This is a genomic window from Parabacteroides johnsonii DSM 18315, assembly GCF_025151045.1.
Taxonomy (GTDB): domain Bacteria; phylum Bacteroidota; class Bacteroidia; order Bacteroidales; family Tannerellaceae; genus Parabacteroides; species Parabacteroides johnsonii.
This window is the reverse complement of sequence record NZ_CP102285.1, coordinates 2678970-2697436: the sequence shown is the minus strand read 5'-3', so window position 1 is coordinate 2697436 and position 18467 is coordinate 2678970. Positions and strand designations below refer to the sequence as shown.

The window sequence follows — 18467 nt, the reverse complement described above, 5'->3', positions numbered from 1 at the left end:
ATTAAACATAAGATCTTTGACGTATTGGACAACTTCAAAAAAGTAAAGTAACAAAAAAAGTAAGAGCAAGCTAAAGATATATCAATCCGACACGCAAGATTAATTATTAATTGTTTAATTATTAATTTTGAAAACTGTGTCAGTGATAAAGAAAGTAAGCAAGGGCAGACGGTGGATGCCTTGGCTCTCGGAGGCGATGAAGGACGTGATAAGCTGCGATAAGCTTGGGGTAGGTGCAAATAACCTTTGATCCCAAGATTTCCGAATGGGGCAACCCGGCTGGTAGAAGGCCAGTCATTCCGTAAGGAAAGCGAACGTGGGGAACTGAAACATCTAAGTACCCATAGGAGAAGAAAACAAAAGTGATTCCGCAAGTAGTGGCGAGCGAACGCGGAACAGCCCAAACCGATGTTGTTTAGGCAATATCGGGGTTGTAGGACCACGCCATGGCAAGCGATTAAGGAAGTAGAACGTTTTGGAAAAAACGGCCGTAGACGGTGAAAGCCCAGTATACGACTCTTTAATGAAGCCTAGTGGTATCCTGAGTAGCGCGGAGCACGAGAAATTCTGTGTGAACCAGCGGGGCCCATCCCGTAAGGCTAAATACTCCCGAGAGACCGATAGCGAACCAGTACTGTGAAGGAAAGGTGAAAAGCACCTCGAACAGAGGAGTGAAATAGTCCCTGAAACCGTCTGCCTACAAGCGGTCGGAGCAATCTTTTGATTGTGACGGCGTGCCTTTTGCATAATGAACCTACGAGTTACTTTCTCCGGCAAGGTTAAGGACTTCAGGTCCGGAGCCGAAGCGAAAGCGAGTCTTAAAAGGGCGGTATAGTCGGAGTGAGTAGACGCGAAACCAAGTGATCTACCCTTGGTCAGGATGAAGGTTGGGTAACACCAACTGGAGGTCCGAATGGGTATACGTTGAAAAGTGTTCCAATGAACTGAGGGTAGGGGTGAAAGGCTAATCAAACTTGGAGATAGCTCGTACTCCCCGAAATGCATTTAGGTGCAGCCTTTATATAGTATATAATGAGGTAGAGCGACTGATTGGATGCGAGGGCTTCACCGCCTATCAAGTCCAGATAAACTCCGAATGCGTTATATATATTTATAAGGAGTGAGGGCGCGGGTGCTAAGGTCCGCGTCCGAGAGGAGAAGAATCCAGACCATCAGCTAAGGTCCCCAAATAACAGTTAAGTTGAACTAACGAAGTCAGACTGCAGAGACAGCTAGGATGTTGGCTTGGAAGCAGCCATTCATTTAAAGAGTGCGTAACAGCTCACTAGTCGAGGAGTCTGGCGTGGATAATACTCGGGCATAAACTGTTTACCGAAGCTATGGATCTCGTATGAGATGGTAGGGGAGCATTCCATGTACGTCGAAGGTGAGGGATGACCCTTGCTGGAGTGCATGGAAACGCAAATGTAGGTATAAGTAACGATAAAGGAGGTGAGAAACCTCCTCGCCGAAAGACTAAGGTTTCCTGATCAACGTTAATCGGATCAGGGTAAGTCGGGACCTAAGGATAAGCCGAACGGCGATTCCGATGGAAGAATGGTTTAATATTCCCATACTACTTTATGGAGCGATGTGGAGACGGAGAAGTGACAGTCCTGCCATCTGACGGAATAGATGGTTAAAGGGTGTAGATGTAGATCGAAGTAGGCAAATCCGCTTTGAGAGTCGAACCTGACAGTATGTCGCGTACTTGTACAAGGCAATATGGACGTAATCAGGCTCCCTAGAAAATCCGCTAAGCAAATTCATAAAGTACCCGTACCGTAAACGGACACACGTAGTTGGGTTGAAAATACTGAGGCGCTCGAGTGATTCACGGTTAAGGAACTAGGCAAATTGACCCTGTAACTTCGGGATAAAGGGTCCCTGCAGAGATGTGGGGCGCAGAGAATAGGTCCAGGCAACTGTTTAACAAAAACACATGGCTGTGCGAAATAGAAATATGAAGTATACAGCCTGACACCTGCCCGGTGCTGGAAGGTTAAGAGGAGAACTCATCGCAAGAGAAGGTTTGAATTGAAGCCCCAGTAAACGGCGGCCGTAACTATAACGGTCCTAAGGTAGCGAAATTCCTTGTCGGGTAAGTTCCGACCTGCACGAATGGTGTAATGATCTGGACACTGTCTCAACCGTGAGCTCGGTGAAATTGTAGTATCGGTGAAGATGCCGATTACCCGCGATGGGACGAAAAGACCCCGTGAACCTTTACTATAGCTTTACATTGAATTTGGGCAACTAATGTGTAGGATAGGCCGGAGACTATGAAGCAGGCACGCCAGTGTTTGTGGAGTCGTCGTTGAAATACGGCCCTTTGGTTGTTTGAGTTCTAACTCGCAGAAGCGAGGACACTGTATGGTGGGTAGTTTGACTGGGGTGGTCGCCTCCAAAAGAGTAACGGAGGCTTCTAAAGGTACCCTCAGACCGATTGGTAACCGGTCGTAGAGTGTAATGGCATAAGGGTGCTTGACTGGGAGGCCTACAAGCCGATCAGGTAGGAAACTAGAGCATAGTGATCCGGTGGTTCCGCATGGAAGGGCCATCGCTCAAAGGATAAAAGGTACTCCGGGGATAACAGGCTGATCGCTCCCAAGAGCTCATATCGACGGAGCGGTTTGGCACCTCGATGTCGGCTCGTCACATCCTGGGGCTGGAGAAGGTCCCAAGGGTTGGGCTGTTCGCCCATTAAAGTGGCACGCGAGCTGGGTTCAGAACGTCGTGAGACAGTTCGGTCTCTATCTATCGTGGGCGTAGGATATTTGAGGGGCTCTGACACTAGTACGAGAGGACCGTGTTGGACAGACCACTGGTTTACCGGTTGTACCGCCAGGTGCACCGCCGGGTATCTAAGTCTGGATTGGATAAGTGCTGAAAGCATCTAAGTACGAAGCCAGCCTCAAGATGAGATATCCCTGAGGGTCGTTGTAGACTACGACGTAGATAGGCTACAGGTGTAAGGGCAGTAATGTCGAAGCCGAGTAGTACTAATCGCCCGAGACTTTCGTATCATGTATAGGATTGATATATCGCTTAGGACGATCCGAAGTTGGGTCGTTAGCTCAGGAGTTATGTAGCTTAACTTGGGGTTGTCCGGTCAAAAATCTTAATATAAAAAGTTATTAAGGTGGTTATAGCGTTGGGGATCCACCTCTTCCCATTCCGAACAGAGAAGTTAAGCCCAACCACGTCGATGGTACTGCGTAAAAGTGGGAGAGTAGATAGCCGCCGTTTTTAGAAAGTAGAGTTAAAGAGCTCAAAAGAGAAAAGGAGTTAGTCGTAAGACTGGCTCCTTTTTCTGTTTCTGCTTTTTCGATTAAACGGATCATACCGAAATTCTGAGGGATTAAAATATAATCATCTCCCAAAGTATCCATTGCATCTTCCTATAAGCCCCCTGATAGTATTATAATCCCCGATAGTGTAAAAATGTTTGCAAATCTTTATTGATTTTTCTTTTAATAATGATGGTTTTTGGATGAATTTCATTTTTATGACTATAATTGCACTTGTTAGTTGACTCTACCCCTTCGAATCTTTACTATCTTTGCAAGTAATCAAGTAATTCATCTTACAACATTGACAAAATAAATGAATGAGACCATACTAAACGGCTTATTAAATCTATTTGCTATTTTCGCTTCCTCCGTACGAATTGAAAGGGAGCAGGCAAGTCGTGCCGTTCATTCCTATCTCTCCAGTCACTTCGGGGTACGTTCCCACAAAGAATATATTGAACTTTACAATGCGTTGCGTGATATGTACGATGATTCGCTCTTTGTACTCGACAAAGAACAGATTGTCCGGAATATCTGCGAACAGATGAAAGTAAAGTTGAGGGCCGAAGAACAGTTGCTTTTGTTGATTCGTTTCGTGGAGTTTGCCTATACGAATAGCGAGGAGGCGGACCGGCATTTGGATCTGTTCCGCTTGGTGGCCGATATCTTTTCGATTCACCAGGAAGAATTTGATGAAGCGCTTGCCTTTATCACTGGAAAACCATCTTTGTCTTTGCTGACGATCAGCGGAGAAGATGAAGCGGATGCCAACCATATCACACGGAAAGGGATGGAAGGGTTCATCCGTGTGCTTTATATCCGTCGCTTCGACAAACATATTTTCACTTATCACGGGAGTGGGCAGGTCTTTATGAACGATATTCCGCTTTCGTCGGATATGTTTTATGCCTGGCAACATAGCAGTGTGCTGAAAGGACCTTTGTTCCTGCCGGTATATTACAGTAATCTGCTGGCTGTTTTTAATAAGAACGAGCATAAGGAGGTCATTCGTTTGGACGGACGTGATATTGATTTTACATTTAAGAACAGTTATAACGGGTTGCATAACTTCTCTTTCAATCTCGAGTCCGGGCAACTTGTCGCTATTATGGGGGGGAGCGGTGTTGGGAAGTCGACTTTGTTGGGAATCATGAACGGTAATATCCGTCCTGATAAGGGAATGATCACCGTGAACGGTCATCCACTCGACTCTCCAGAGGCACGACAGTTGATCGGTTTTGTTCCACAGGATGATTTGCTGATAGAGGAGTTGACCGTTTACCAGAACCTCTTGTACACGGCACGACTTTGTTTTGCATGTTTGACGGATGAGGAAATCGGACAGCGTGTGGAAAAGGTGTTGAAGGAGTTGGACCTGGAAGAGATAAAAGATCTCGAAGTCGGTTCCCCTATCCGTAAGACGATCAGTGGGGGACAGCGGAAGCGTCTGAATATCGCTCTCGAACTGATACGCGAGCCGGCTATCCTGTATCTCGACGAACCGACGTCGGGGTTGTCGTCATCCGATTCCGAAAAGGTAATCATGCTCCTGAAGGAACAGACTCACCGGGGGAAATTGGTGGTGGTGAATATACACCAGCCTTCGTCCGAAATCTATAAATTGTTCGACCGCCTGTGGCTACTAGACCGGGGAGGCTACCCGATCTATGACGGGAACCCGATAGAGGCGATCACCTATTTCAAGCAGGCGGCCAAGTATACCGATCCGGATATCAGCGTGTGCAGTGTCTGTGGTAATGTGAATCCCGAATTAATTTTGAATATCATCGATTCCAAGAAGATCGACGATTCCGGTAATCAGACGAATATCCGGAAGTTCACGCCGGAGGAATGGCATGCCGAATATATTGCTTCCCGTCCCGTTTTTTCGCCAGCCGAGGAGGGGGCGTTGCCGGAGAACCTACAGAAGAAACCTTCCTGGTTCAAACAATTCTTGATCTTCTTGGAAAGAAATATACGCACGAAGCTGACGAACAAGCAATATTTGGCTATCACACTGCTGGAAGCCCCTTTGCTTGCGCTGATTGTTGCCCTTCTGACCCGTTATATGGACGGGGATGAATATACGTTGCTTGCCAACAAAAATTTCGTGTCTTATATCTTCATGTCAGTCATTGTTTCCACTTTTATGGGGTTGAGCATCAGTGCTGAGGAAATTATAAAGGACCGGACGATCCTGAAGCGCGAACATTTCCTCCGGTTGAGCCGGAGCAGCTATCTGACGTCCAAAATGGTGTATCTGTTGGCTGTGTCTGGGTTGCAATCGCTTCTGTTTATCGGGGTGGGAAATACTATTATAGGAGTGGGGAGCGAAATGTTCGGCACGTGGTGGAGCATCCTATGGGCAACGTCGTTCCTGGCGAACCTGACCGGATTGATCCTTTCGCAGACGATGAGCTCGGTTGTCGCGATCTATATCACGATCCCGCTTCTGTTGATTCCCCAGATATTGCTTTGCGGTTTGGTCATCAAATTTGACGACCTCAATACGAGGGCTTCGGACGAGAATATCGTGCCGCTGATCGGAGAAGTGATCCCTTCGCGCTGGGCTTTTGAGGCGTTGATGGTGGAACAGTTCCGCGATAACGCTTACAACCGACCTTATTTTCCGATCGAGAAAGAAAAGTACCTGGCGCAATATTACGAGAACGTTCATTCGCCGGAAGTGCGCAGCCTGGCAGAACAGATTGCGGTAAAAGACGATCCCGATAAGCGGAAAACAGTCGAGAATGAGCTGGCCGTATTGAGCCGTACCGCCCGTATTGCTCCCCGTACGGAGAATGAAAGTTATCTGGCATATCTGGACAAGGTGGATGCCGCCTTACACGAACGAGCGCACAACTTCACTGCCTACCTCGACCAGATCCAGCAGGAACGTGGTCGGGAAGAGGGAGCCGAACAACTGACGAAGATGAAGAAAGCTCATCATAATACGGCGATCGAAGATCTGGTTATGGGGACCGGAGGACGCCATTTGTATAAGGAAGCAAACCATCGTATCTACCCAGTGATCGGGCAGATCTATGTGGAACCCGACAACCGTTTCGGACGTGCCGCTTTCTACAGTCATGAGAAAAATTGGGCCGGATATCATATTTCTACTTATAAATTTAATTTATTGGTTATAGGTTTCTTTGCATTATTAGCGATTATCGCTATATTCGCAGAGTTTCCGGGACGTTTCCTGAAACGGGACGAATTTTGAGGTCCGAAATAATAAATTATTAAATTATACAATATGAAAAAGAGTGTATTAAGCATGCTCGCCGTAGCAGCATTAGTGTTTGGAATGACTTCCTGCAACGGAGCCAAAAAAACAAGCGAAGAAGCCGAAAAGACTGAAGAAGCCGCTGTTATAGCAGGTAAGGCTCCGAAAGACCTGTTGACTGAGGAGTTGAAACAAGAGACAATTCAATTGTTGAAGGACATGCCGGATTCTGATATTCCTTACCGTCTTTCTACAGGTGAAGTAAAAGTAAATGTGGGTGATATCAAGTATATGGTGCCGGTTGGTAAGGCAGCCGAATTGAGCACTCCGACACAGAAGGCCCGTGCATTGGGTATGTACATGGCTGATTATAACGTCCTGAAGGCGATCGGTAAACCGACAGCCGAAGTGGAAGGTGTAATTGCCAAGTTGGCTACAGACCTAAATGTGTCGTTTGTTCTGGATATCCTGAAAGAGCAGGCTCCGAAAGATGCAACTAAAGAACAATTGCAGGCTTTTCTGAACGCACAGGAAGACAAGATTATTGAAAAGATGGCTGCTGAAAACAAAATAGATGCCGAAGTTGAAATGTTAGGTGCTGCTTCTGCCGAATATGCTTGCCTGGTTGCCAATCCTACATTGGTTGTAGAAGGCGATGCTACTTCTGCCGGTCTTTCTACAAATATGGAAAAACGTGTCAGCATGCTGGAAGAGGTGGTTGCCGATTTGGCTGCTTACTATCCTGACCTGAAACAGTTAGGCGAAACGATTGCTCCGCTGAAAGAAAAAGTTGCTTCTATCCAGAGTGCTCGTGCTGCAAATGCCGAGATCATGGGTATCCGCGATGCTCTGTTGAAGTAAGAAAGATTCCTATACATTAATATAATAAGTAGCCCGACCTCCTATTGGAGGCCGGGCTACTTGTTTTGGGGTGGGTAACCCATTTTCCCAAGTTAGGCAACTTGCCTTTTTGAGTTGAGCGATTTGTCTTTTTTGAGTTGGGCAACCTGCTTTTATCACCCTTTGTAGCTGATCGAAAGTAATGTGATATCGTCCGATTGGACAGCCCCTACGACAAATTCTCCAACTGTCTCAGTTATCTTTTCCACAACCTCTTTCGGGTTCTTTCCGGCAAGCGTCCGGCAGTTCTCGAGCAACCGTTGTTCGCTGTACAGTTCATGCTGCATGTTCATTGCTTCCGTTACCCCGTCGGTATAGAGGAAAAGGTTGTCACCGGGCGATAGCTTCAACTCCTTCTCGTGGTAGCTAACATCATTGATTGCTCCTAATATCATATCACCAGTGGTCGGTACTTTGGAAACCGAGCCGTCCTTTTTCATCAGGATAGGAGGGTTGTGACCAGCATTGCAGTAGGTGACGGTACCTGTATGGATATTCAGGATACCATAGAATACGGTCACGAACATGTCGTTTACGCTTTCCTGGCAGAGAATATTGTTGGAACGTTGCATGCACATGGAAGCCGAATTTTCGGTCAGTGCGATGGCACGTATCACAGTCCGGCTGATAGCCATGAAGATTGCGGCGGGAACACCTTTTCCCGACACGTCGGCAATGACGAAGCCCAAGCGATCCTGGTCAATGCGGAAGAAATCATAAAAATCTCCTCCTACATATTTGGCTGCGTTCATATAGGCATACAAGTCGAACGATTTCAACTCCGGGAACGGAGGAAATGTCTTGGGCAGGATTGTTTGTTGGATTTCCTGGGCGACATGCAGGTCGTTCTGGATGGATTCCAACTGTGTGTGTTCCTTTTGTGCCTGCTTGATAAAGGCGATCTGCTCGGCCGCCTTTTCAATGGTACGTTCGAGGTCTTCGAGATTGATCGGTTTGGTTGTGAAGTCGAAAGCTCCCTGATTCATGGCACTACGGATATTCTCCATATCGCCGTAGGCCGATACCATAATGCATTTGAGTGCCGGGTTACGCATCTCGTTGATCTTCGTGAGCAACGTTAGCCCGTCCATTTCCGGCATATTGATGTCGCTCAAAATCACGTCGAAGTCCGGCATGGCAAGCAGCATTTGGAGTGCTTCCAGTCCGTTATGGGCGAAATGGAATTCATATTCGCCTTTCTTTATTTTGCGCCGGAAATATTGAGTCAGCAGTATTTCCAGGTCGAGTTCGTCGTCTACACTTAATATTTTTATAGCCATAGTAGCATTATTTCTCTGATTATTGAATCGGAATGGTGATGGTGAAACGGGTGAATTCGTTCGGCTCCGATTCCATCTCGATCGTTCCGTTATGTTTTTGTTCGATGATCGACTTGGTGATAGAGAGGCCGAGGCCGGTTCCTTCCCCGACCGGTTTGGTGGTGAAGAACGGCGTATAAAGTTTCTCTTTGACCTCCTTCGTGATTCCCAAGCCGTTGTCTTCGATAACCAACCGAACCCGGTCTCCGTCTTTTGTCAGCTTGACCCTGATGGTCGGACTATAAGGGTTTGTTGAGACACCTTTGGACTTACTGAAGACTGCATAGCAGGCGTTGTTCATCAGATTGAGGACGGCACGGCTGAAGTCCTGCGGGATCACTTTGACCTGCGGGATCGTATTGTCGTATTCTTCCGTGATGGCAACATTGAAACTCTTGTTATTGGCGCGGACTGCATGGTAGGAAAGCCATACATATTCTTTTGTCAACTGACAGAGGTCGGTCGGTATGTATTCATCGTCCTTGCCGCGGGAATAGAGCAGGATGCCCCGGACGATGCTCGATGCCCGGTTGCCGTTTTCCTCGATCTTGCACATGTTACTTTTGAGGTCGTCCATGATTTCCCGGATCTCCTCGTCCGCATCGGCAGGGAGCTTGCTTTCCAGTTCGTCCAATACGTCTTCCATATCTTGCAGCAACTTGCATGATAGTTTGCTGAAGTTGATCACGAAGTTAAGCGGGTTCTGTATTTCATGTGCGATACCTGCGCTCAACAGTCCGAGTGAAGCCATCTTTTCCTGCTGGCTGATCTGTTTTCTCAGACGTTCTAATTCTTTCATACTGTCCTCATTCATTGTTGCTGCTTTTTTGATAAATAGGAATCGTAATCATAAACTCGGTAAAGTTGTCCTTCTCACTCTTCACGATGATGGAGCCTTGGTGGTTCAGAATAACTTCGCGGCAGAGATACAAGCCGACACCCGCTGCCTCGGCAGTGGGCTTCGTGGTGAAGAACGGCTCGAATATCTTAGCTTTGATATTGTCTTCGATACCGATACCGTTGTCGCGGATGCTGAGGAAGATCGTTCCGTTCAGCCTCTTTTCGACGTGTATGTTGATGACTGGCGTGAAGTCTTCTTTCTGCAATTTCTTTAACAATGCGTAGACACTGTTCTTTAGTAAGTTAAGCATCACTTTGTTCATCTGCTCGATATTAATCTCTGCGGTCGCGGGTTCTTCCGGGCAGTCGAGTTCGATCTGTATCTGCTTGTTCTCGATGTCTTCTTTGAACTGCTTGCGGATCACGTCTACGTTCACCTTGCAGAGGTTGCAGATGTCCGTCGGAGTGACATCGCCGTGACGGTCTTTCAATAATTCCTCCATTGCTTTGACGATTCGGACGGTGTTGCAGCCATGTTCGTTTATCTTTTGTAGGTTGCTATTGATCATATCGAGAATCTCGATGCTGTCGGCGTAGTTCTCCTTTGACATGATTGCCTGCTCGTCCGTAATATTTTCCTTCAGGTCATTGATCAGGTTGACGGAAAGGCCGGCGAAGTTGTTGATGTAGTTGATCGGGTTCAGGATGCGGTCGACCAGGCCCTGTGTCAATTGTCCGACTGTAGCCAGTTTCTCCTTGCGGACTAATTCGTCCTGTGCTTTGGCCAGGGCGTCGAGGGCATCGGACAGTTTCTTGGATTCATTCAGCACCTGGTCGCGCTGGATACGGAGTTCGATCGTTCGCTCTTCCACTACTTTGGCAAGATACTCCTTCTGCTTCAGTTGCTTGCGCAGCTTCGCTTTGTAGATATACAGAATGATTTGTAGGCCGATCAGGCTGGCTATCCATCCTCCCCAGTCGTAATACATCGACAGGATAAGCAAGATCCAGTCGGCTAATACGAGCTTCTCTATGATTTGCAGCTTTACTTTAAGCGCTGCTATATCTTTAATGTCGAAGTCTGCCATATCAATGAATGTCTTTTGTCATTGTGAGTATATTTTTCCCGGCTGAACGACTATAGCTGACTTCCGTCATCAGTTGCTTGACCAGATAAATTCCGAGGCCGCCTATCGGGCGCTCTTCCAGCGAGAGAGTAAGATCCGGCTCCTGTCTTTCGAGAGGGTTGAAACCGATGCCGGTATCGGTTATGACGATTGTCAGTCGTTTGTGCTCGTAGCTCATGTCGATACGGATGTCCTGGTCTTTCTTGTCGGGATAGGCATACAGGATGACGTTGGTCACGGCTTCTTCGAGTGCCAGTTTGATTTGCATCGACTGTAGCTCTTCCAGTTCGTAAGCGCCGGCTTGCTGGTCCAGAAACGCGTATAGACGGGTTAGCTGTTCCAGCTCGTTCTTTATATGTAGCGTATTTGTCATCTGCCGGAATAAGGATGCTTGTTATTCGATCGTGAGGATGTGGGAGAATCCGGTGATGTTCAGGATTTCCATAATCTCATTCTGAATATTTTTCAGCCGGAAAGAGCCTCCTTTGCTCTTCATCCCTTTTTGCAGCGTAAGGAGCAGTCGGAGTCCGGCACTGCTGATGTAGGTCAGTTCCGCACCGTTGAGCACTACCGTTTGCGCTTCCCCCTGAAGGATGGGAGTGATCTCTTTTTCAAGATCGATGGAGGTTAACGTATCCAATTGTCCGGAAAGATTGATGACTGTTTCTTTCCCATTTTCTATTGTTATCTTCATAATCTGTTCCTATTCTGATTTTTCATTCAAACAAAAGTATAGATAATCCTTTACGTGAGCAAGTTATTGTATAAAAAAGGTTGTGTCTGCATTGACACAACCTCCTTTTGTTTAAATCTTCGGTAATTCCCAGGGGGCTCTGTATTCTTTGCATAAGTATTTATCTGCTTCTGCGTCATGGAAACTCTTTCCATCCCAAGTCAGTTTCTTGCCGGTTCGATAGGCAATGTTGCCTAATTGGGAGAATTTGGCGATATGGGCGCCGATCTCGATGCTGGCATTACAATTACGGTTGCGTGACTTGATACATTCCAGATGGTTCTTGACATGCAAGTTCAAACCGCCTTCACCATATGCTTTTTTCAAAGGAACTGCCTCCATGCGGGCTTTTCCGCTTACCTTTTCGGGGATTACTTCCCAGCCGCCGCGATCGACAACCAGTGTTCCGTTTTCTCCGACAAATCCCAAACCGTGATTGCGCCCGTAAGCCCCATCGTCAATACCGATTGCATGATCCCACATAACGGTGAAGTCATCGAACGTATAAATTGTCTGTAACAGGTCTGGAGTTTCGCAGGCATCATCCGGATATCCGAATTTTCCACCCGAAGCCATGATGGAGTTGGGGGCCGTAACGTTCATTCCATATAGTGCATAGTCGAGCAGATGGACACCCCAATCCGTCATCAGCCCGCCGGCATAATCCCAGAACCAGCGGAAGGTGAAATGGAAACGGTTACGATTGAACGGACGTTTAGGAGCAGGGCCCAGCCACATGTCATAGTCTACTCCCGCAGGAACGGGTTCGTCCGGCTTGACCGGGATGGAAGGGCACCAGCCTTGGTATGAAAAGACACGGACAGTACGTATTTTGCCTAATTGCCCGCTGTGTACGAATGCCATGGCATCCTGCCAGTGCGGATCACTGCGTTGCCATTGTCCTACCTGTACTACCCGATTGTATTTCTCGGCGGCGCGGACCATAATATTACATTCCTCAATGCTATTGCCTAACGGCTTTTCGCAATAAACATCCTTACCGGCCTGGCAGGCAGCTACCATTTGCAAGCAGTGCCAATGGTCGGGCGTACCGACGATGACAACGTCGATATCTTTGTTGTCGATCAGTTTCCGCCAGTCTTTATAAAGGTTTTTAACTTTCTTGCCTGTGATTTTTTGAGTTTCGGCCGCGCGACTGTTGAGAACTTCGTCGTCGATGTCGCATAATGCGATACACTCGACTTCCGGATTCCGGAGGAATGCTTGCAGGTCTGAAAACCCCATCCCTTTACAGCCAATCAGTCCGACACGTATTTTGTCATTTGCCCCTACACTTCCCGGGGTAGCGTTGATAAAAAATGGACTCATGGAAAGTCCGGCTCCTAATAAAGTCGCTTGCCGGATAAAATCTCTGCGTGTTGTCATGGTCTTATGAATTAGATAGTATAAGTTATTGAGCCAAATGTATAAATAAAAGGTGAGTGGTACAATAAAAACTGTGATAAAAATATAAATACGGTGGCTTTTTCCGAAAAGGAGCGTATTTTTGTATCCGGTTTGCTTTTTAAGGAAAACCTATTATTTGTAAAACAGACAGAAGATGATTAGAGTAACTTATTTTATCGTATGCCTTTTGCTGGGAATTACGCTGGTTTCGTGTATTCGTGACGAAGCGTTGAATGCAGAAGCGGATATATTGACTTGTACAGTGTCGGGAGATATTTTGAAACGTGATCCGATTATAGAAAATAATAAGGTAGTATTGATGGTAACGGCCGATGCCGATTTGACGCATCAGGCGCCTGAATTTACCTTGACTCCCGGTGCAATCATTTCTCCGGCCAGCGGGACCGAACGTGACTTTACGACTCCGCAATCTTATACGGTAACTTCTGAAGATGGAAATTGGAAGAAAGAATATCAAGTTACTTATATTATTGCCGGAATTAGCTCGGAATATCATTTTGAGAATGTAAAGGATTACAAGAGTTCGCTTTTGAAATATGTTTATAATATTTTCTATGAAAATGATTCTGAGGGAAAATGGGTAATGGATTGGGCCAGTGGAAATACTGGTTTTGCTTTGACGGGTGCAGGTACGGAAGATCCGGCATCATTTCCCACTTCTTCTTATGCGGAAGGAAAAGTGGGTAAATGCGTAAAGTTGGAAACAAAGTCGACTGGGGATTTCGGTTCGAAGTTGGGTATGCCTATTGCTGCCGGTAATCTTTTTATGGGTACGTTTAGTGTAGGGAACGCATTGACCGACCCATTGAAAGCAACAATGTTCGGAGTTCCGTTCGAGCATATACCGACCTACTTGAAGGGGTATTATAAGTATAAGGCAGGTGAAGTATATAAAGATGAGAATGGAAATATTGTAAAAGATAAAAAGGATACGTGGGATATTTATGCAATCTTTTACGAGACGGATGAAAAGACAAAAACATTGGATGCAACGAACCGTTTTGATCATCCTAATTTGATATCCATAGCTCGCATTGATGAGAAAGACCGGAAGGAAACGGATGAGTGGACAGAGTTCTATTTACCCTTTGTAACAAAGACTGGAAAGACTGTGGATAAAGATAAGCTGAAAGCTGGTAAATATAATGTGGCTATTGTCTTTTCTTCCAGTATAGAAGGGGATTATTTCAGAGGTGCTGTCGGTAGTACATTGTATGTCGATGAAGTGGAACTGATTCATACAGCAGATTAAAAAAGATTATTGTGATGAGAAAGAATATTGTATCAATTTGTGTACTGGCCTTGTTGTTGGTAACGTTTTCGGTTTTTGGACAAGAAGACCGTAATAAGGGAATTATCAATTCTGCATTGATCGGTTTGGAGTATGAGGTAAAAGCCGGCTTTAACATAGGAGGAACGGCTCCGATACCTTTACCCGTCGAGATTCGTGATATAACGGGGTATAATCCTACTATGGCTGTTGCGATAGAAGGAAATGTGACAAAGTGGTTCGATCAAGAAAAGAAATGGGGAATGAGAATCGGTATTCGTTTGGATAGCAAAGGGATGAAAACGAATGCCAAAGTGAAAAACTATGGAATGGAAATTATCGGTGAAGGCGGCGAACGCATAAAAGGAAACTGGACGGGATATGTGAAGACGAATGTAAAGAATACATATCTGTCTTTTCCGGTTTTGGCTACTCATCAGTTTAATCGTCGCTTCAGTATGAATCTGGGACCGTATTTTGCGTATATGTTGGAGGGCGATTTTTCCGGAAACGTGTATGATGGTTATTTGCGCGAAGGTGATCCTACCGGTAATAAGGTCGTTTTTGCCGATGGAAAAAATGCCCCTTATGACTTCTCGAAAAACCTTCGCCGTTTCCAATGGGGTGCGCAGTTAGGTGCCGAATGGCGTGCTTTTAAACATTTGAATGTCTATGCAGACCTGACTTGGGGATTGAATGATATCTTTCAGAAAGATTTCGATACGATTACTTTCGCCATGTATCCGATTTACCTGAACGTCGGTTTCGGCTACGCTTTCTGATACAAACGTATTTTGATATATCGTTATGGCTTTTCTGATTCATGATTATGAAATGGGAAAGCCATAATTTTTTTAATAAACGACATCTTTTCTATAGGGCAATCACACCAAAAGAACCCTTTTCCTACCCTCTTTCCTCTATTGTCATTTTGATACCTTAATCAGGAAATTTGCTATCAAATAGAATGTTAAAAAATATTACCCTTGCGGGGAATTTCCAAAATATGCCCTATTAATTCAAATTAGATGGGATAGAGGTGTTATTTTGATATTTAATAGTTATATTTGTCCGAATAATTTTTTAGTCCAATATATTTTGAATTACCATGAAAGAAAACACTAAGAAGGGTGTAACCCGTCGAGAGTTTCTCGGCCTTTCCGCTCTTGGATTGGCAAGTTTGACTATCCTGCCCAGCTGGGCTGTAAATGGGGTGCGTATCGCACCGAGTGATCGTGTCGTTTTAGGGTTTGTCGGATTAGGACAACAAGGTTTATCCGATTTCAAGAGCTTCTCTACTTGTCCTGGGGTGCAGGTCGCTGCCTGTTGTGACGTGGATTCCTTGAAACGTGAACGTTTCAAACGTCGTGTCGAGGCTTGGCAGAAGTCTCTGAATGTGGCTCCCCGTTGCGATATGTATGAATTTTATGAAGATGTGCTGGACCGTAAGGATATCGACGTGATTGAAGTGGCAACACCTGACCACTGGCATGCATTGGTCGCTATCCATGCTTGTCAGAGCGGCAAGGATGTTTATTGTCAGAAGCCGTTGGCTTATACGATTACGGAAGGTTTGGCTGTCGCCCGTGCCGTACGCGATAATAATCGTGTGTTCCAGATCGGTAGCCAGCAGCGTTCGAGCAAGGAGTTCCAGGATGCGATCGCCTTGGTCCGTGCCGGTAAGATCGGCCATATCGAAAAGATATACGCTCGTGTCGGCGAACCACCCAAGCCATTGGACTTGCCGGAAATGGATGTCCCCGGTAATCTGAATTTCAATCAGTGGATGGGACCGTTGAACGATCCGAAGATTCATTATCATCCTGATCTTTGTCCTCCTATCTCTCTTGAACCCGAACAGAACGAAAAACTGTGGGGGGCATGGCGCTGGTATCAGGAAACCGGAAACGGGTATACAGCTGACTGGGGTGCTCATATGTTTGATATTGCACAGGCGGCCATCGGTATGGACGGATCCGGTCCGGTAGAGTTTATCCCTAAAGGATATGAAGGTACAGAATATGCGACGATGAAATATGCCAATGGTATCGTGATGACCGAACAGCCTTACCGTGAGGATAATGCCAACGCGCAAGGCATCAAGTTTATCGGTGATAAAGGCTGGTTGAAAGTGGCTCGCGGTTATATCGAGTGCTCTGATCCTTCCTTGTTACCGAAAGAGGAAAAGAAAGTCAGGAAAGGAGAATACGAAGTAAGTTCTCCGCATATGCAGAACTTTATCGATTGCGTACGTTCACGCCGGAATCCGATTGCTCCGGTTGAAGTAGGTTGTAGTACGAATACGCTTTGCTGCTTGCAGAATATTGCCCGTGAACTGGGACGTCCTGTTCATTGGGACCCGGCTACGTTGAGCTTTAATGGTGATAAGGAAGCCGAATCGCATCGCCTGTACTGGTACGAATACAGAAATCCGTACAAATTGCCGTATTATGACAAATAAGAAAGATAAGAGGTAAAGGAAAGTCCCGGAATAAAGTTTCGGGACTTTTTTATATATTTTTTAGTTCGGATAGTGATTATTCCATTCGCTCTGTTTAATTTTGCCAAATCCAGACAAAAAACATAATGTATCATGAAAACTAATCAACTATTTCTTTTGACAGGTTTGGCAGCCGTAACTCTTCCAGCCTGTGTCCAAAAGGACAAAAAAGGGGTGTCGGAGAAGCCTATGAATATTCTCTATATCATGTGCGATGATCATTCTTATCAGACAATCAGTGCTTATGATCATCGTTTTATCGAAACTCCGAATATCGACCGGATTGCTAATGAAGGCGTACGGTTTACGAACAGTTTCGTCGCCAACTCTTTGAGCGGTCCCAGCCGTGCTTGTTTGCTAACGGGCAAGCATAGCCATAAGAATGGCTTTACCGACAATACAAAACGTTTTGACGGTAGCCAGCAGACATTCCCGAAGTTGTTGCAGCAAGCCGGTTATCAGACCGCTGTTGTCGGAAAGTGGCACCTGACATCCGATCCTACCGGTTTCGATTATTGGAATATTTTGACTGGACAAGGAGATTATTATAATCCGTACTTTATTGATAACGGCGAGAAAAAACAGATCGAAGGTTATGCAACAAACATCACGACGGACCTGGCCTTGGACTGGCTGGATAACAAGCGCGATAAAAACAAACCTTTCTGCCTTTTGCTCCATCACAAAGCCCCCCATCGTACTTGGATGCCAGATACCTGCGACCTGGATCTGTATGAAGATATTGTTTATCCGGTTCCCGAAACGTTCTATGACAAATATGAAGGACGTATTGCCGCATCCGAACAGGAGATGAGCATTATCGAGGATATGGATCTCGTCTATGACTTGAAGATGGCGGATAAGGAAAATGAAATCCATACGACGACCGGTCTTGAGGAAAGCGGCCGTAGCTTGTATAACCGGATGACTCCGGCTCAGAAAGCAGCCTGGGACAAACATTATGATCCGATCATCAAGAAGTTTAAGGAACAGAAGTTGACAGGAAAGGCATTGGCCGAATGGAAATACCAGCAGTACATGCACGATTATCTGCGCGTGATCCATTCTATTGACCGTAATGTGGGCCGTGTATTGGATTATATGAAGAAGAGCGGCTTATTGGAGAACACCATTATTGTCTACACTTCCGACCAGGGATTCTATATGGGTGAACATGGTTGGTTCGACAAACGTTTCATGTATGAAGAATCTTTCCGTACGCCTATGTTGGTCCGTTTTCCAGGCGGTGTTAAAGGCGACATCCCCGAAATGGTCCAGAATATCGACCATGCAGCAACTTTTCTGCAATTGGCTGGCGTCCCTGTTCCCGAAGATATCCAGGGAGATTCTTATTTGCCTTTGTTGAAGGGTGAAAAGCCGAAAGACTGGCGTACCTCTTTGTATTATCATTTCTACGAGTATCCGGCGGAACATGCAGTAAAACGTCATTATGGTGTCCGCACCGACCGTTATAAATTAATCCATTTCTATCATGATATCGATGTGTGGGAACTTTATGATCTGCAAAACGATCCGATGGAGATGCATAACATCTATAACGAACCGGGCAATGAAGCCTTGATCGACAGTCTGAAAGCAGAACTGCGTAAATTACAGAAACAATATGATGATCCGATTGAAACGGAGTTGGCAACTGCAAAGAAATAAGATAGAAATAATAAAAAAGGCATTCATTTCTGAATGCCTTTTTTATTATTTGCCATAAGGTTGTGGAGCATATCGGACTCGAACCGATCACCTTCAGACTGCCAGTCTGACGCTCTAGCCAGATGAGCTAATGCCCCTCGTGACTTATTTTCAGGTGCAA

At 45.8% G+C, this 18467-nt stretch carries 12 protein-coding genes, 1 tRNA gene and 2 rRNA genes; 8 read left to right on the top strand and 7 right to left on the bottom strand.

Translation table 11 applies throughout. From position 1 onward, the window contains the following. The first annotated feature begins 148 nt into the window (after positions 1-148). The 4 genes from NQ564_RS11015 (at position 149) to NQ564_RS11000 (ending at position 7383) form a co-directional block, all read left to right on the top strand. Positions 149-3025, top strand: a 23S ribosomal RNA gene (locus NQ564_RS11015). A gap of 113 nt (positions 3026-3138) precedes the next feature. Beyond that, positions 3139-3249, top strand: a 5S ribosomal RNA gene (gene rrf, locus NQ564_RS11010). A gap of 357 nt (positions 3250-3606) precedes the next feature. Further along, a complete protein-coding gene (locus tag NQ564_RS11005; protein ID WP_008151116.1) occupies positions 3607-6519 on the top strand; it encodes an ATP-binding cassette domain-containing protein in 2913 nt (970 codons plus the stop codon). 33 nt (positions 6520-6552) lie between these two features. Then, on the top strand, positions 6553-7383 hold the full coding sequence (locus NQ564_RS11000; RefSeq protein WP_008151113.1) for a hypothetical protein: 831 nt from the start codon (positions 6553-6555) through the stop codon (positions 7381-7383). Positions 7384-7538: 155 nt separating this feature from the next. On the opposite strand, the gene NQ564_RS10995 is transcribed toward NQ564_RS11000, so the two are convergent. The 6 genes from NQ564_RS10995 to NQ564_RS10970 form a co-directional block, all read right to left on the bottom strand. Then, positions 7539-8702, bottom strand: a complete 1164-nt coding sequence (locus NQ564_RS10995; protein ID WP_008151111.1) for a PP2C family protein-serine/threonine phosphatase — start codon at positions 8700-8702, stop codon at positions 7539-7541. 19 nt (positions 8703-8721) lie between these two features. After that, complete coding sequence (locus NQ564_RS10990) at positions 8722-9555, bottom strand: sensor histidine kinase (protein ID WP_008151109.1); 834 nt, start codon at positions 9553-9555, stop codon at positions 8722-8724. Further along, positions 9548-10669, bottom strand: coding sequence for a sensor histidine kinase (locus tag NQ564_RS10985; protein ID WP_008151107.1), 1122 nt, complete (start codon positions 10667-10669; stop codon positions 9548-9550). The genes NQ564_RS10990 and NQ564_RS10985 overlap by 8 nt, the downstream gene beginning before the upstream one ends. Position 10670: 1 nt before the next feature. Next, complete coding sequence (locus NQ564_RS10980; RefSeq protein ID WP_008151106.1) at positions 10671-11081, bottom strand: ATP-binding protein; 411 nt, start codon at positions 11079-11081, stop codon at positions 10671-10673. A 21-nt stretch (positions 11082-11102) separates the two neighbouring features. Continuing rightward, on the bottom strand, positions 11103-11402 hold the full coding sequence (locus NQ564_RS10975; RefSeq protein ID WP_008151104.1) for an STAS domain-containing protein: 300 nt from the start codon (positions 11400-11402) through the stop codon (positions 11103-11105). Positions 11403-11513: 111 nt separating this feature from the next. After that, positions 11514-12827 (bottom strand): Gfo/Idh/MocA family protein, encoded by a 1314-nt coding sequence (locus tag NQ564_RS10970; protein ID WP_008151102.1) that lies wholly within the window; start codon positions 12825-12827, stop codon positions 11514-11516. 175 nt (positions 12828-13002) lie between these two features. On the opposite strand from NQ564_RS10970, the gene NQ564_RS10965 reads away from it, so the two are divergent. The 4 genes from NQ564_RS10965 (at position 13003) to NQ564_RS10950 (ending at position 18307) form a co-directional block, all read left to right on the top strand. Then, positions 13003-14121: a PCMD domain-containing protein gene (locus NQ564_RS10965; protein WP_008151101.1), complete on the top strand. Its 1119-nt coding sequence runs from the start codon at positions 13003-13005 to the stop codon at positions 14119-14121. A 14-nt stretch (positions 14122-14135) separates the two neighbouring features. Further along, on the top strand, positions 14136-14921 hold the full coding sequence (locus tag NQ564_RS10960) for a porin family protein (protein WP_008151100.1): 786 nt from the start codon (positions 14136-14138) through the stop codon (positions 14919-14921). 326 nt (positions 14922-15247) lie between these two features. After that, positions 15248-16600 carry a Gfo/Idh/MocA family protein gene (locus NQ564_RS10955; RefSeq protein ID WP_008151099.1) on the top strand — a complete coding sequence of 451 codons (1353 nt, stop codon included), beginning with the start codon at positions 15248-15250 and terminating at the stop codon, positions 16598-16600. Between the two features lie 132 nt (positions 16601-16732). Next, positions 16733-18307 (top strand): sulfatase family protein, encoded by a 1575-nt coding sequence (locus NQ564_RS10950; protein WP_008151098.1) that lies wholly within the window; start codon positions 16733-16735, stop codon positions 18305-18307. Positions 18308-18370: 63 nt separating this feature from the next. On the opposite strand, the gene NQ564_RS10945 is transcribed toward NQ564_RS10950, so the two are convergent. Further along, positions 18371-18444: transfer RNA gene (locus NQ564_RS10945), tRNA-Ala, on the bottom strand. Positions 18445-18467 lie beyond the last annotated feature (23 nt).